Here is a 13,823-nt window from a genome sequence, read left to right on the forward strand (position 1 = left end):
CATAATAAATAATAAAAGCACGGAAAATCTCCCGTGCTTTTCTAAATATATATTATTCCTGAAGGTTTCGTTTATCTCGTTTCTTACCCTAACTGACGTTTAAATGCTTTACTGGCGAAAATGTAAGAGATAACCATTATACCTACGCACCAAGCGAGCGCAATCCAAATGTCGTTGCCAACAGTTCCTTCATATAATAAAGCACGGATCGCATTCACGATTGAAGTTACAGGCTGATTCTCAGCAAATGCACGAATAATTTTTGGCATCGTTTCAGTAGGTACGAAGGCCGAACTAATAAATGGAAGAAAGACTAGCGGGTACGAGTAAGCAGTCGCCCCTTCCATAGACTTCGCTTTCAATCCTGGAATGATAGCTAGCCATGTTAGCGCCAGCGTAAACATCCCAAGTATCCCAGCTACCGCGAGCCAATCTAGAATATTAGCACTAGAACGGAAACCCATTAAGAGTGCAACAATAATAACCACCACGATAGTAAGTACATTAGCAACTAGAGAGGTTAAAACGTGAGCCCACAATATCGATGAGCGCTTAATAGGCATCGTAATGAAACGTGCCATCAGCCCACTCTTTACATCCGAAAATAGTCGCACAGAAGTGTAAGCTACACCGGATGCGATAGCCATTAGCAAAATTCCCGGCAATAAATAATTAACGTAGTTTTCCGTTCCAGTTTTTATTGCGCCGCCAAACACGTAAACAAATAATAGCATCATCATAATCGGTGTAATCGCTACTGTAATAATTGTATCCGGACTGCGCATAATGTTACGCATTAAACGACCTAGTAATACACCTGTTTTACTTTTCATTTACATCCCCTCCTTTTTACCGATAATCGCAAGAAAGATTTCTTCCAATGTCGGTTGCTTTTCAATATACTCTACTTTTGCCGGTGGGAACATCTCTTTTAGTTCAGCAAGAGTACCTGTCGTAATAATTTTTCCGCCATGCAAAATAGCAATACGGTCTGCCAGTTGTTCTGCTTCTTCCAAGTACTGAGTCGTAAGCAAAATAGTTGTACCGCTACCGGCAAGCTCCTTAACTGTATCCCACACTTCGATTCGCGCTTCAGGATCAAGTCCAGTCGTTGGTTCGTCAAGAAAAATAACTGCTGGCGCCCCAATCAAACTCATCGCAATATCAAGCCGGCGCTTCATTCCGCCTGAATACTGATCTGCCCTTTGGTTTGCCGCATCAGTCAGGCTAAATCTTGCAAGTAGATTGTCAGCAACTTGAGCGGGATTGGAAACACCACGTAACTTGGCGATCATTATCAAGTTTTCCCTCCCAGTCAGCATACCGTCTAAAGCTGCGAACTGCCCTGTCAAACTGATACTTTGACGAACATGATCTGGTTGACGCTGTACATCAAATCCGCAAATACTTACTTCACCGCTATCTTGCTTCATTAGTGTCGAAAGGACGTTGACCGTTGTCGTCTTTCCCGCTCCATTTGAGCCTAGCAGCGCGAAAATTTCTCCACGCTGCACCTCAAAATCTACCCCTTTTAAAACTTCTTTGTCTTTAAAGGATTTTTTCAAGCCTTTTACAGAAATCGCTGCATTACTCATACTTTTTTCCTCCCTATAAAGTGAAATTTTAATCAGTGGGGGTTTTGTTCATCCCCCACTGATTATTAGTTGAATCAATCGGGCTTTTACGGGCAGTTGATCGCCCACCTAACTTCTTTGCTTACGCTGAATTTTGAGGTGAGGGTCTTACTGCCCGTTAATGCGGGATAAAAATGTTTTGCGAAGATAATTTATTTACCTCTATCTATTTAGTATCACTGATATTCTGTATTACTTAGTACCGAGTTAAAAATATAACTGAATAGCTATGGTGGCAATTCATATGTGTAACCAGCTAATCAGTCGGTACTACTTATTCCATTTATTTTTTTCTCAATTTCTTCATAATACTTTCATTCAAATCTTCTCGATACTTGGAGACGTAAGTTTTAGCGTTTGCCACTAGTTCGTCAGCAAAGGAAGCCACGTCATCCCCAGTAATGTCAAGCACTTGTCTTCCTTCCGCTGCACCCGCTTCGAACAAATCGATTAATTCATACTGTATGTGTAACATATCCATCCCGTTACCCGCTGAGAAATTCCACATGTAGTTTTGAATTTTCTTAAATACAAATTGGTAGTCCTCTGGCAGAGCCTCAACTCGTGCCATCATCATTTTGTACTCTTTTTTATCACCAATTAACTTTTTGAACATTTCTAACATCTTATTTTCCTCCTTTTTTATAAAACCGAACAAGAAATTCCCAAAGTATCGGCCAGAACATTTTATCTTATGAACCTATTTTGACTTCAAGACGTTAATTTTTGACGATACAAAATCCCATTTTTTCCAAAACAATTCAAGCTCCTGGCGGCCTTCTTCATTTAATGAATAAAACTTACGAGGCGGTCCCATATCTGATGGTTTCTTTTCAATATTTACAAGCTTTTTCTTCTCTAATCGTACGAGGATAGTATACACCGTACCTTCCACAACTTCTGTAAACCCAAGATCATTCAGGTGGCGGGTAATCTCATAGCCATACGTTTCACGGCGACTAATGATTTCCAGTACACACCCTTCCAGTGAACCTTTCAGCATTTCAGTTAAATTTTCCATGTCCAGATCCTCCTTTACCCCCTATTCTGTCTGACTTATATTCAGTATCACAGAGTACTAAGGCGAATTTTTTACTGAGTAGTTTTTGTGAATCCGAACTATTCAGTATTACTTATTACATCTACATTGTATGACTAAGTAGTTATGGATGTCAACTGATTTTTATATTTTTTCTAAAATCCGCTATTACCTATTGTCTACTGAAAATATTTTGAGAAACAACACTACTCAGTATTGCTTACTACAAGTACATTGTATGACTAAGTAGCGATGAATGTCAACTCGATTTTTATATTTTTTCTAAAATCAACTATTACCTATTCGATACAGCCTATTTTCTTTTTTTATTTTGCCCCATACCTATCCCACTAAGAAAAGAAAATACCCCAAAACAAAAAATTCTACATTTTTATTTTGGGGCGCTATACTATACCAAAGTTAATGAATATGGCTAGCTCTTCTTATTAATAAGACAGATCATTTTTTGTTACGATAACATCATAGCCATGTCTTCTGCTGCATTTGTAATCAGTTTTAAACCGAATGTTTCTTGTAATACATCAAGTACGCCAGGTGAAATAAATTCAGGAGCCTTTGGACCGATGCGAATATCTTGAATCCCAAGACTAAATAGCCCTAGTAAAATAGCAACCGCTTTTTGTTCAAACCATGATAGGACAATACTTACTGGCAATTCATTCACTTCACATTGAAAAGCATCAGCTAAAGCAGCCGCTATTTTCACTGTAGAAATTGAATTATTGCACTGTCCTAAATCAATGTAACGCGGAATTTCCGTACCAGGTACAACACCGTAATCCACATCATTAAAGCGGAATTTCCCGCAAGAAGTTGTTAAAATAACCGTTTCTGGCGGAAGTGACGTTGCTAATTCACGATAATATTCTCCGCCTTTTCCCGGTGCATCACAACCGGCGATAACAAAGAAACGCTTTATTTTCCCTTCTTTTACTGCGTCAATAATTTCTGGAGCTAATGATAATACTGTATTATGATGAAACCCTGTCACTAACTGTTCATCCGACTCCATATGTACTTCTGGAAGTTCTAGCGTTTTTTGAATTAATGGTGTAAAATCATCATTTTCAATTTTTTGTACACCTTCTAAACCTGCAATATCATATGAAAAGAATCGATCAGAGTATGATCCTTTAATTGGCATAACACAGTTCGTTGTAGCTAATATGGCACCAGTAAATTTTTCAAAAAGGCGTCTTTGATCATACCATGCCTTACCGATGTTTCCTTTTAAATGTTTATATTTTTTCAGCTGCGGGTATCCGTGTGCTGGTAGCATTTCAGAATGTGTATAAATATTAATGTCTTTTCCTTCTGTTTGCTTTAATAGTTCTTCTAATGCAAATAAATTATGGCCCGTAACTACAATTGCTTTACCTTCTACACGATTTTGTGTAATTTGGACAGGTTCTGGCACACCAAAATGATTCGTATGTGCCTCATCCAATAACTCCATCACCTGTAAAGCTGATTTCCCAACTTTCATAGCCATATCAATATGCTCTTGTTCGTTAAAATTAGAATTTGTTAATGTCATATATAAAGCTTCTTGTGTTGTAGCATCTACAAATGCATCCGTATACCCTAGCTGAGCAGCATGAGTACGATAAGCCGCAATTCCTTTTAACCCAAACACAATCGTATCTTGTAAACTAGCAATCGTTTCATTCTTGCCACACACACCCATTACTTTGCATCCACCTGTTGGCGTTTGTTCACATTGATAACAAAACATATCATCCCACCCTCTCCCAATCATTCATTACACCTTAAGCATAATACCCATTGAAAAAAAGTGATGTGATATCAATCACAATAATATATAAAGATTTGTGACAGTTCATATTGTTGACATAATATTTTTATTGACACTAAAAAATACATTAGTGTGCACACACCTTTCGATACTTTTAAATAGCTAAATAATTAATTTGGAGAAATATATACAAAGAAAAATTTTTTTTGAATCCCTTATACAAATAGTTGCAATTCATCACATATGAAAATAGACATACAAATACGCTATTCTTTCTATCATTCAATAGAAAGAGAATAGCGTATTTTTTATTTTAAGGAACTATCATTTTTTTATTAAAGCCTTTATTGTAAACCTCTTTATTTACAATACATTTACACTATCTTAACATTACTTACATTATTTATATGATATATTTATATAGAAGCTACTTAAGAAATTTCATATACATTTTATCTTTATGATCTCTAATCTAATCAATAAAAAGATCATGTTATATTTTTATAACAGGGGTGAATTACGATGACTGAAACTTTAAAAACACTTATAATGCTTGATGCTACTTACGTTGTTATTGCAATTATGACAGTACTAGTATTTGTATACTTGGAATTAAAATCTCAGTAATATATGCTGGCGTAATCGACAGATTCAGCATTTAAATATAGTTAGAAGAAAGAGAGGAGAAAATTATTTCTCCTCTCTTTTGTATTTCTACAATTTCTTATTTTAATAAATCCAATGTATGTAAAAGTAATCCCTTGTCTCCTACTTCTCCATGACCAGGTACTACCGAATTTATATTTCCATATCGCTTCAGCACATTCTCAATCGATGTAGACCATTCATTTACGTACGCATCCGCAACATTTCCTAAATCTTTAGCTTCCGCAGATTTTACTAAACAGCCTCCAGCTAAAATTTGATATTGTGGCAACCAAACAACAATATTATCTTCTGTATGTCCTTTCCCTGGATAGAACGTTTCTACTTTTGTATTGCCAAACTTCAAACTCGTAATTGTTTGTAAATCTCCAAGCGGCTCTTCATATCCACTTTTCTTTGCTAGTTCTGCGGTTAATGCTGTACTATGCGCTTTAATGCCTCTTTCTTTCAACGCTGTTATTCCGCCAATTCGATCAGCGTGCGCATGTGTAATAATGACATCCGTTACGCACTTCTGAAATTTCTTTTCTACCATTTCTATTAGTTCCTTCGTTAATTTATCATCCCAAGAAGAATCAACAAGTACTAAACCTTTAGAAGTATTAAGAACTAGACCGTTCGAAGGAACTGCTTCTCCATTAAAATAACCTAACTCCGTATGAACCCATACATTCTTGTTTAACTGAGATATTGAAATGGTTCCCGTCTCATTTTTTATTACTTTTTGCTCTACCTTTTGTGATGCTTGTACAGAAGAAATCGTGCTAACAAATTGAGTTGTTCCTAGTAAACTTACACATAATCCTACTTTTAACAACGTATTCTTTTTCATGTTATCAACCCTTTCTTTCAAGCTAAATAGTTATTACCTATATTAGACAATTCATCTCAAATGTTTGTTCCATCTTCATTTGCATACTTTTATGTAATTAACAAAAAAGCGTACAAAATTTTGTACGCTTTAAAACTTAATCTTCCATTCCATAATTCTCAAACTCTTCCTCATTCCCATAAAACACATTCAAATCAATATACTTTTCTTTTCCATTATAACCGCTTAATCTCCCGCGGTTCGTGTATTGCCAAAACGTCCATTTTCTCTCATCAGATAAACTTGTTTTTGTAAGAACACTACGAATCCATATATCACATTTTGGATACGCATCCTTTATATATAAATCATACGCCTCTTGCGTTGCATACAATATTACTTTCTTATCGTAATGTTTTTCTAGCATTTCAATCATGACCGCCAACTCTTTCGTAACATCTTCACGCTTAGGTGGATTATCTTTTTTGTTAGCGTAAAACTCAACATCAATCACGGGTGGCAGTGCTTGTTTATATTTTGGAACAGTTCGTATAAATTGCTCTGCTTGTGTTTCACCCTTACTATCGAAACTAAAAAAATGATACGCTCCGATACGCATATCTGTCTTATTCGCATTCCTCCAATTTTTCGAAAAGTACTCATCCACAAACGAACTTCCTTCAGTCGCCTTTATAAACGCAAACTTCATATTTTGCTTTTCCAACTCTCTCCAATCTATATCCCCTTGATACGATGCGACATCTACACCTTTTATTTCATACTTATCAGCACTTATTTGATTCGGAATGAATATGCCTTGAAAAACTAAGTAAACGACAACACTTATTACACTAATTAAAGTAAAGATTCCTCCTATAAAAAGCTTCTTTTTCATTCATATCACCCATCTTTACAAATTAAAATTCTACTTACCATTCACGCTTTTTATTAATTTTCATTTTTTCTTTAAACGCCTTCTCTAAATCAATATTTAATTTATTTGCTAAATCACATACATTCCAAATTACATCAAACATTTCTAAACCGATCTCTCTTTTCGCATCTTGTATTGTATCACGCTTTAATATGACTTCCGCTAATTCACCTAATTCCGCTATCGTATATATCGTACGCTCTTCAATTGTTGTGTCTTGAAATCCTTTTTTTTTACTGAAATTTGATACATACCTCTGAAATTCCACAATATTCATACTTAATCTCCCCTCATTACAAATACTCCATTTTTCTATTACCCTTAAAATCAAAATTGCATTTTGTTAAATTATAACATTCAGACTATAATTTATTTATAGCCTATTAACGGAGGTGTTTTCAATGACTCTCTTCGCTTCCCCATCATTATTCATAGTGGCAATCCTTTCATTTGCACTAGCTTATTTCATTGGAGTAAAACAATACACTTGGCTCTTATCAGGATTCAACGAACGCCGCGTGCCTGATAAAGTGAAGTTATCAAAAATAGTTGGTCTTTATAATTTAGTTGCTGGTGTCATTGCCACAATCGGTAGTGTCTTCACTACTCCTAATGTCACAATCGTTATTCCTATCATTATAATTGGACACTTTATTATCGCCGCTTATGTAAATACACGCATGGTGCAGTGAAAAAAGATCACCCAAATGGATGATCTTTTTTATAATTTATCAACATATTGCTTCGCTTCTAGTAAGGAAAAACCAAAAGCTTCTCTTACTCTCTTAACTGCTGTAATTTTTTTGCCTTCTTCTACAAGCTGACGTAGTTCTTTATTAATTTCAGGTTCTCTTTCTATAATTCCCATTTCTTTCGTAATTAATTGTAATCTATCTTCAATTCTCTTTAAACGCGCATCATTTTTCTTTTCAATTGTAGTTAATTTTTCAGCGATATAAATGAAACCAAAGGCTACTATCGGTATAACCATCCAGAATTCCATGAATGTTCCCCCTTACTAACTTTCATTTGTTTTATCTCACTAACTTATGTAAATTTTACCACATAACACATTTAATGTATAATATCACTATATCAAACTGTTAATAAAACCTATTATTTTAGGGGGACACTTTATGAAAAGATTTTTATATACGTTACTTCAATTTGTAGTTCTTTCAATCGTGCTACATTTATTATTTGATATAGTGGGTTGGCTGGTTTTCAATGCACCAATTAAAAACAAACAAATCATTATTCCTTTAATAACAACCTCATGGGTTATGTACATGTACCGCGATAAATTTTTTCAAAAGTTCACTTCAAACTAACTAAAAGAGAAAACACTTCATTGGTGAATGACGGAGTGTTTTCTTTTTTTACTACTGTATAATAAAATTAATATTCTGTTTTTAAAGGAAGGAGTCACCATGAACTTAAAAAGTAGCAATATATACGAGAAAATGAACCAATATTCCGTTGTAGGTTTAAGCCTCGCTGTTATACGTAATGGCAAACTAGATGAAGCGACTGCCTTTGGAACACTTGAAGCTGGAACAACTAGAGCTGTTACTACAAATTCTCTCTTTAATTCTTGCTCTATCAGCAAATTCATCACTACAATGCTCGTACTAACATTATCAGAGCATGGTATCGTGCATTTAGATGAAGACGTAAATGATAAACTCACATCTTGGAACATTCCTACCAATCTATTTACTTCACAAAAAAGCATCACTTTGAGAAACTTATTAAGCCATCAATCTGGACTCATTGATCCACCTAATAGTTTTGAACATTATACACCTGCAAAAGGATTACCTAATATGTCTGAGCTCCTTTCCGGTAAAACACTATATTGCCCTGTACCTATAGAGGTAGCTTATAAACCAGAAAGTGAATTTCATTACTCGGACGCAAACTTTTGTATAATCGAACTACTACTAGAAGATATTACAGGAAAATCATTTAGTCAGTTATTAGAAGAACATATCTTCCAGCCACTACAAATGAAAAATAGTACACTCTTCTCTCCAAAAGACATAGATAAAACCGATGTTTTTGCTTGCGGCCATAATAAAGATGGAACTGTAACAAATGAGAGATTTCCATTTTATCCATTCGCAGCTGCTTCAGGTATTTGGACAACACCAACTGACTTATCAACTTTAGTAATTGAAATTATTCATTCCTTACAAGGAAAGGGCAAACTAAAACTTTCTCAAAAATTAGTACTAGACATGATTTCTCCTCAAGGTTGTTCAAAATGGACTGGATTAGGTGTTTTTCTAGATGATTCTAATGAAGAATTACAGATTTATTCACTCGGATGGGGCGTTGGATTTCAATGTATGATGGTTTGTTATCCATACTGCGGGAATGGGGCTGTTATTATGACTAATTCCGATTTAGGTGTTCATCAAATGGAAGGGATCATTGGTGAGGTTGTAAAAACGTTATCCTTATAATGAAAATAAAGAAGCTGTTCCTTCCAGCTTCTTTATCTATATAACATTTTTCGCAACAATTTTTATATGTTCTGGTGCGATAATTTCCGTTATACTTTCCTGGAAATCTTCATGTAACATTTCTTCCAAATGTTCTAACTGCACTTCAACATGAGTGCATTCTAAATTATGTATATTTAATAGTGCATAATGATCTTTTTTCTTAATTACTAAATATTGATTTTCCTCTGTCACAAGTACAGAACCTAATCGGACTCCTAGTAAGCGTTGATCATCAAACTTCATAATTACTTCTCCTTCCCTCATATAAACGAAATTACAATGAAAATAATTACATTTATGGAAAAACACGCTTATTTAGACTATATCATAATTTACTAAAATAGAAATATCTTTTTCTGTTTTAATAAAAATCCCTATTTTTTCATATATTTCGATACAAAAAACTTTCTCAACATAAAATTAGAATTTTCAGTTTTTATTTTTATGAAAATCTATTATAATAAAGTTAATAAATGTTTGACCTCTCCTAATTCATGTACATATGGATGATCAGTAGTTATTGCTACTGATCTATTTTTTTGATTTCAGAAAGCAAATATGCTGCATCCTTTCCTACACCACAAATAAGTGCGGAACCCCTTTGAGATTGCCATGGCAAACCGATATAATACAATCCTCTTACTGGACTAATTCCCTTTATATGATTAGGAAATCCTTTCTCATTCACTGCCTGTTCAATTTCAATCCAATTATAATTTTGAACAAAACCAGTTGACCATATAACGCTTTCTGCACTATAAATATCACCATTCTGAAACATAATGTTATTTCCTGATGCACTTACTGCTTTTTCTTGCAGTTTAATTGCTCCATTACGAATAAGTTTCTTACCTTCAAAACCGAAAATAGGGTCCTTTCTCTTCTGAAACCATCTTCCCCTCTTTGTATTTATTTCAGCATACAATAAACCCACTTTTTCTAGCAGATTAAAAATACTTTTTCCAAAAAGTTGTAACGGTAAAAACGTTAAAGGATGACTAATAGACACCGTAACTTCATGCGTTTTTGCAAGTTCTACTGCGATTTGCATTCCTGAATTTCCGCCCCCTACTACAAGTACCTTCCCCTGTGGAATTTGCGATAATGATTTATATTGTGATGAATGTATTTGAAAAATATGTGGTGAAAGATTTTCTGAAAGCGAGGGAATAAATGGATGCTGAAAACCACCTGATGCGATAATAACTTTTTTCGTTTGTAAAATTTCTGTAGGAGTGTGTAATTCAAATATTTCTTTTTCTTTCTTTATCTTTAAAACTTCCGTTTGCAATTGTACCGGTAATTGAAAATGTATTGTATATTCTTCTAAATAAGTTGCAATTTCATCTTTATATGGAAATTCATTTTTTTCACCTATTAACACCATACCCGGTAAGCTACTGTAGGACCTTGGGGTAAAAAGCTGCAAAGAATCATATCTATTTCTCCATGAATCACCAATTCGGTTTCCTGCCTCGAGTAATAAAAAATTATATCCTGCCTGCTTCAAGTAGTATCCTATGTTCAATCCCGCTTGACCAGCTCCAACAATGATTGCATCTAACATCTTTTCCCTCCTCCTTACAACAAATGAATATATGCTCATTTGTTCATGTATTTTATCATACGATTTATTTTTCAATAATTCAATCTGTTTAACAACATGAAAAAGAGCAGTTCACTACTTTATGAACTACTCTTCATTCCATTTACCACGTAACTACACTACTTAACCCATGAATATTTGTATATGAAGCCTTTCTACTCCGACAATTTTCCCTCATAAAATATAATTCTATTTAAAAACGGATCAATCACAGTTAATTCGCTTGTCCCCCAAGGTGTTATTTCTATATCAGGCTTCGAATAAGCATATTCTTTACTTGATAATACAGCATGATAAGCCTTTACATTATCTATTTTGACCCGAATTGCACCACCTGGTGAAGCATCCCCATGATGCTCAGATAAATGTATCACAGTATCATCTAACGAAATTTGTATATATAATGGCATATTTTCCTCATACCGATGTTCCCAATCCAGTTTAAAACCTAAAAAATTCAAGTAAAATAACTGAGCCTTTTCAACATCAAAAATTCTAAATATAGGTGTAATCATTTATAACTTCATCTCCTATTTATAAACATCCGCAGCCAATTCCCTCAAAACTTCTACATTCACTACTTCAAAACAACCATTGTTTTTCTTGATTATATTTTTATCACAAAAGAGATTCAAAGTACGTAATAAATGCCGATAACTCGTTCCTAACAATTCCGCTATTTCCGTTAAATTCCCACTAAACACAATTCTATTTTCATGCTGAACTGCTCGTTCTCCTGCTGCTAACATGTAACTCGCCAGTCTATTTTCAAGTGGATACAATAAATTAATTGTACTGTTTTTGGAAAGTCGGTTTAATTTATGTGCTAATGATCCGCAAATACATCTTAAAAATTTCGCATCATGAAATAGCTTATTTCTCACTTTTCCTAAAGGTAACCCCACACAATACGAATCTGCCATCACTTGTACGTTTGAAGTGATTCTTTGAGAATGAATTAACTCCACATCTCCAAGTAACTGCAAACTATCGTAAAAACATAATAATACCGATTTCCCGTTACTTAATGTGTTAAACGCTTTCGCTTTTCCTTCAACAAAGAAATATAAATAATCTATCTCTTCATTTTCTCTACAAATAAACTCATTCTTTTTAAAAAATATAAGTTCCATATATGGCTTCATATCATTACTAAAAAATGAATCAATATTATTTTGCTTCATATACTCTGCTAATTTAATAGAATTACATACTTTCTTCATAGTCCCCCACCTTTACAACTCATCCCCATTGTAATCAAAATTTTCTTCTTCCACTATGACATATGTCATAACAATACACAATTTCAGCATGATACAGTCATTACAAATATGAAATATAAAGGGGATATTACATTGTATAACTTTCTTTCTGTCTTTATTGGTGTGCTCATCGCCGTTATGCTTCCACTGAATGGGATTTTATCTGAGTTAATTGGCAAGTACACAGCAAGCGTGGTCATTCACCTTGTCGGTTTAATTGCAGTTATCTTCATTTTAATCATAAACAAAAACAAAATTCGTTTCGATAAAAGTATTCCACTTTTTTTATATAGCGCTGGAGCGATTGGAGTATTCACTGTTCTTTTTAACAATATAAGTTTCTCCGTCCTTGGTGCTTCTATTACGATCGCATTAAGTTTACTCGGTCAATCCATTGCTTCCATAGTTATTGATCATTTCGGTTTATTAGGAATGAAAGTTGCAAAGTTTGAAAAGAAAAAACTAGTTGGATTGGCATTCATCTCTTCTGGGATTATTATCATGACAATATATTAATGGGGGCAAAAATATGTTATATATTACGATCGCTATTTTAGCTGGTGTTTCTATCGTCATTGCTAGAATTATTAACGCGAATTTAGCAAAGGAAATTGGAAACTGGGAAGGCACGTTTTTCAATTATATTACTGGATTATTTTTCTCTATGTTATTTTTAATTTTCAGTTCAGATTCATTGTATATTCCTATTCATACGTTGCAATCTATTCCTATCGCCGTGTACTTAGGTGGATTAGTAGGCGTTATCGTTATTTCATTATCCAACTATATTACTCCTAAAATATCAGCCTTTTATTTAACATTACTCATCTTTATCGGACAATTATTTGCGGGGACTATTATTGATTTCTTCCTGACAAATGAACTCTCAATCGGTAAAGTTATCGGTGGCATTTTCGTATTAATTGGGCTCACTTACAATTTACTCATAGATCGCCCGATAAAAACTGTGAAGCATAACCAAGTTCAACTATAATACTTTACGCTTACCTATCATATATTAATAGAAAAGCTCTTCACACGAAGTAATAGAGAGGAGAAAACCCTATTAAAAAAATTATTTTATTGCTAGGTAGCGTATTAATTATTTCTGGAATTGTATGGTTTATAAACTCGGGAAAATCTATTCAAGATCTCTATACTGCAAATCAACTGAAAAAGAAAGCTACTATTATTTCAAGCTCGCGAGATCCAAATGAGCCCCCTGTTTTTTTAGGAAAACAGGAAATAAAAGATATACATGTAGAATCAATTAAAACAAAAAAGGATATCTTTCTCACAAAAACAGATGAATTAAAAACGTTTATTACGAGTATGAATACCGCAAAAAAAGGAAAATTAACATTGGATGAGGAAGGATCAGATTTAATAGATTGTGATATGTGGATTACATTCGAAGATGGAACTTATAAAAAATATTTCATATGGGTAGTTGATCATCACAATAGCGAAGTGATGATTGCGCAACAAGATACTCCTGATGATGTAAACCTTACGTATTACCAATTAAATGAAGACAATTCGAAAAAAGTATATAACTTATTCAAAAAAATTATTTAAACGAAA

The 13,823-nt window shown here is 34.0% G+C and carries 19 protein-coding genes; 6 read left to right on the forward strand and 13 right to left on the reverse strand.

What is annotated here, in order from left to right:
- Positions 1-83: 83 nt before the first annotated feature.
- The 8 genes from RT27_RS12200 to RT27_RS12235 form a co-directional block, all read right to left on the reverse strand.
- On the reverse strand, positions 84-833 hold the full coding sequence (locus RT27_RS12200; protein ID WP_029442888.1) for an ABC transporter permease: 750 nt from the start codon (positions 831-833) through the stop codon (positions 84-86).
- Positions 834-1,595: an ATP-binding cassette domain-containing protein gene (locus tag RT27_RS12205; protein WP_029442889.1), complete on the reverse strand. Its 762-nt coding sequence runs from the start codon at positions 1,593-1,595 to the stop codon at positions 834-836.
- Between the two features lie 322 nt (positions 1,596-1,917).
- Complete coding sequence (locus tag RT27_RS12210; protein WP_000891986.1) at positions 1,918-2,259, reverse strand: DUF1048 domain-containing protein; 342 nt, start codon at positions 2,257-2,259, stop codon at positions 1,918-1,920.
- A 75-nt stretch (positions 2,260-2,334) separates the two neighbouring features.
- Positions 2,335-2,655 (reverse strand): PadR family transcriptional regulator, encoded by a 321-nt coding sequence (locus RT27_RS12215; protein WP_000429488.1) that lies wholly within the window; start codon positions 2,653-2,655, stop codon positions 2,335-2,337.
- Between the two features lie 487 nt (positions 2,656-3,142).
- Positions 3,143-4,429 (reverse strand): hydroxylamine reductase, encoded by a 1,287-nt coding sequence (hcp, locus tag RT27_RS12220; protein WP_016080816.1) that lies wholly within the window; start codon positions 4,427-4,429, stop codon positions 3,143-3,145.
- A 745-nt stretch (positions 4,430-5,174) separates the two neighbouring features.
- Entirely contained in the window at positions 5,175-5,948 is a 774-nt protein-coding gene (gene bla2 / locus RT27_RS12225) for a BcII family subclass B1 metallo-beta-lactamase (RefSeq protein WP_043936313.1), read from the reverse strand.
- A 136-nt stretch (positions 5,949-6,084) separates the two neighbouring features.
- On the reverse strand, positions 6,085-6,822 hold the full coding sequence (locus RT27_RS12230) for a GH25 family lysozyme (protein WP_043936314.1): 738 nt from the start codon (positions 6,820-6,822) through the stop codon (positions 6,085-6,087).
- A 34-nt stretch (positions 6,823-6,856) separates the two neighbouring features.
- Entirely contained in the window at positions 6,857-7,138 is a 282-nt protein-coding gene (locus tag RT27_RS12235; RefSeq protein ID WP_029442894.1) for a MazG nucleotide pyrophosphohydrolase domain-containing protein, read from the reverse strand.
- Between the two features lie 124 nt (positions 7,139-7,262).
- On the opposite strand from RT27_RS12235, the gene RT27_RS12240 reads away from it, so the two are divergent.
- Entirely contained in the window at positions 7,263-7,553 is a 291-nt protein-coding gene (locus tag RT27_RS12240) for a DUF3784 domain-containing protein (protein ID WP_000171769.1), read from the forward strand.
- A gap of 29 nt (positions 7,554-7,582) precedes the next feature.
- On the opposite strand, the gene RT27_RS12245 is transcribed toward RT27_RS12240, so the two are convergent.
- Entirely contained in the window at positions 7,583-7,864 is a 282-nt protein-coding gene (locus RT27_RS12245; protein ID WP_000397728.1) for a hypothetical protein, read from the reverse strand.
- A gap of 133 nt (positions 7,865-7,997) precedes the next feature.
- Between RT27_RS12245 and RT27_RS12250 the strand changes: the two genes are divergently transcribed.
- Together RT27_RS12250 and RT27_RS12255 are read left to right on the forward strand one after the other, a co-directional pair.
- Entirely contained in the window at positions 7,998-8,192 is a 195-nt protein-coding gene (locus RT27_RS12250) for a hypothetical protein (protein WP_043936315.1), read from the forward strand.
- 99 nt (positions 8,193-8,291) lie between these two features.
- Positions 8,292-9,329, forward strand: coding sequence for a serine hydrolase domain-containing protein (locus tag RT27_RS12255; RefSeq protein ID WP_029442895.1), 1,038 nt, complete (start codon positions 8,292-8,294; stop codon positions 9,327-9,329).
- 36 nt (positions 9,330-9,365) lie between these two features.
- Here RT27_RS12255 and RT27_RS12260 read toward each other — a convergent pair whose 3' ends face one another.
- The 4 genes from RT27_RS12260 to yeiL form a co-directional block, all read right to left on the reverse strand.
- Positions 9,366-9,614, reverse strand: coding sequence for a hypothetical protein (locus tag RT27_RS12260; RefSeq protein ID WP_000666947.1), 249 nt, complete (start codon positions 9,612-9,614; stop codon positions 9,366-9,368).
- A 280-nt stretch (positions 9,615-9,894) separates the two neighbouring features.
- Entirely contained in the window at positions 9,895-10,938 is a 1,044-nt protein-coding gene (locus RT27_RS12265) for an NAD(P)/FAD-dependent oxidoreductase (protein WP_043936316.1), read from the reverse strand.
- 194 nt (positions 10,939-11,132) lie between these two features.
- Complete coding sequence (locus RT27_RS12270) at positions 11,133-11,492, reverse strand: glyoxalase superfamily protein (RefSeq protein WP_043936317.1); 360 nt, start codon at positions 11,490-11,492, stop codon at positions 11,133-11,135.
- A gap of 15 nt (positions 11,493-11,507) precedes the next feature.
- Positions 11,508-12,200, reverse strand: coding sequence for a transcriptional regulator YeiL (yeiL, locus tag RT27_RS12275; protein ID WP_016080807.1), 693 nt, complete (start codon positions 12,198-12,200; stop codon positions 11,508-11,510).
- A 108-nt stretch (positions 12,201-12,308) separates the two neighbouring features.
- Here yeiL and RT27_RS12280 point away from each other — a divergent pair, with 108 nt between their 5' ends.
- The 3 genes from RT27_RS12280 to RT27_RS12290 all read left to right on the forward strand — a co-directional run bounded on the left by RT27_RS12280 (position 12,309) and on the right by RT27_RS12290 (position 13,817).
- A complete protein-coding gene (locus RT27_RS12280) occupies positions 12,309-12,755 on the forward strand; it encodes a DMT family transporter (protein ID WP_003271105.1) in 447 nt (148 codons plus the stop codon).
- Between the two features lie 13 nt (positions 12,756-12,768).
- Complete coding sequence (locus RT27_RS12285) at positions 12,769-13,233, forward strand: DMT family transporter (RefSeq protein WP_043936318.1); 465 nt, start codon at positions 12,769-12,771, stop codon at positions 13,231-13,233.
- An 89-nt stretch (positions 13,234-13,322) separates the two neighbouring features.
- Positions 13,323-13,817, forward strand: a complete 495-nt coding sequence (locus tag RT27_RS12290; protein WP_043936319.1) for a hypothetical protein — start codon at positions 13,323-13,325, stop codon at positions 13,815-13,817.
- Positions 13,818-13,823: the final 6 nt, after the last annotated feature.

Origin of the sequence: Bacillus sp. L_1B0_5, assembly GCF_000836715.1 — a bacterium.
Classification (GTDB): Bacteria; Bacillota; Bacilli; order Bacillales; family Bacillaceae_G; genus Bacillus_A; species Bacillus_A thuringiensis_S.

Excerpts from the sequence above, each read along its gene's own strand:
- RT27_RS12200 (WP_029442888.1), bottom strand. The coding sequence starts at position 833 with ATGAAAAGTAAAACAGGTGTATTACTAGGTCGTTTAATGCGTAACATT.
- RT27_RS12205 (WP_029442889.1), bottom strand. The coding sequence starts at position 1,595 with ATGAGTAATGCAGCGATTTCTGTAAAAGGCTTGAAAAAATCCTTTAAA.
- RT27_RS12210 (WP_000891986.1), bottom strand. The coding sequence starts at position 2,259 with ATGTTAGAAATGTTCAAAAAGTTAATTGGTGATAAAAAAGAGTACAAA.
- RT27_RS12215 (WP_000429488.1), bottom strand. The coding sequence starts at position 2,655 with ATGGAAAATTTAACTGAAATGCTGAAAGGTTCACTGGAAGGGTGTGTA.
- hcp (WP_016080816.1), bottom strand. The coding sequence starts at position 4,429 with ATGTTTTGTTATCAATGTGAACAAACGCCAACAGGTGGATGCAAAGTA.
- bla2 (WP_043936313.1), bottom strand. The coding sequence starts at position 5,948 with ATGAAAAAGAATACGTTGTTAAAAGTAGGATTATGTGTAAGTTTACTA.
- RT27_RS12230 (WP_043936314.1), bottom strand. The coding sequence starts at position 6,822 with ATGAAAAAGAAGCTTTTTATAGGAGGAATCTTTACTTTAATTAGTGTA.
- RT27_RS12235 (WP_029442894.1), bottom strand. The coding sequence starts at position 7,138 with ATGAATATTGTGGAATTTCAGAGGTATGTATCAAATTTCAGTAAAAAA.
- RT27_RS12240 (WP_000171769.1), top strand. The coding sequence starts at position 7,263 with ATGACTCTCTTCGCTTCCCCATCATTATTCATAGTGGCAATCCTTTCA.
- RT27_RS12245 (WP_000397728.1), bottom strand. The coding sequence starts at position 7,864 with ATGGAATTCTGGATGGTTATACCGATAGTAGCCTTTGGTTTCATTTAT.
- RT27_RS12250 (WP_043936315.1), top strand. The coding sequence starts at position 7,998 with ATGAAAAGATTTTTATATACGTTACTTCAATTTGTAGTTCTTTCAATC.
- RT27_RS12255 (WP_029442895.1), top strand. The coding sequence starts at position 8,292 with ATGAACTTAAAAAGTAGCAATATATACGAGAAAATGAACCAATATTCC.
- RT27_RS12260 (WP_000666947.1), bottom strand. The coding sequence starts at position 9,614 with ATGAAGTTTGATGATCAACGCTTACTAGGAGTCCGATTAGGTTCTGTA.
- RT27_RS12265 (WP_043936316.1), bottom strand. The coding sequence starts at position 10,938 with ATGTTAGATGCAATCATTGTTGGAGCTGGTCAAGCGGGATTGAACATA.
- RT27_RS12270 (WP_043936317.1), bottom strand. The coding sequence starts at position 11,492 with ATGATTACACCTATATTTAGAATTTTTGATGTTGAAAAGGCTCAGTTA.
- yeiL (WP_016080807.1), bottom strand. The coding sequence starts at position 12,200 with ATGAAGAAAGTATGTAATTCTATTAAATTAGCAGAGTATATGAAGCAA.
- RT27_RS12280 (WP_003271105.1), top strand. The coding sequence starts at position 12,309 with ATGAAATATAAAGGGGATATTACATTGTATAACTTTCTTTCTGTCTTT.
- RT27_RS12285 (WP_043936318.1), top strand. The coding sequence starts at position 12,769 with ATGTTATATATTACGATCGCTATTTTAGCTGGTGTTTCTATCGTCATT.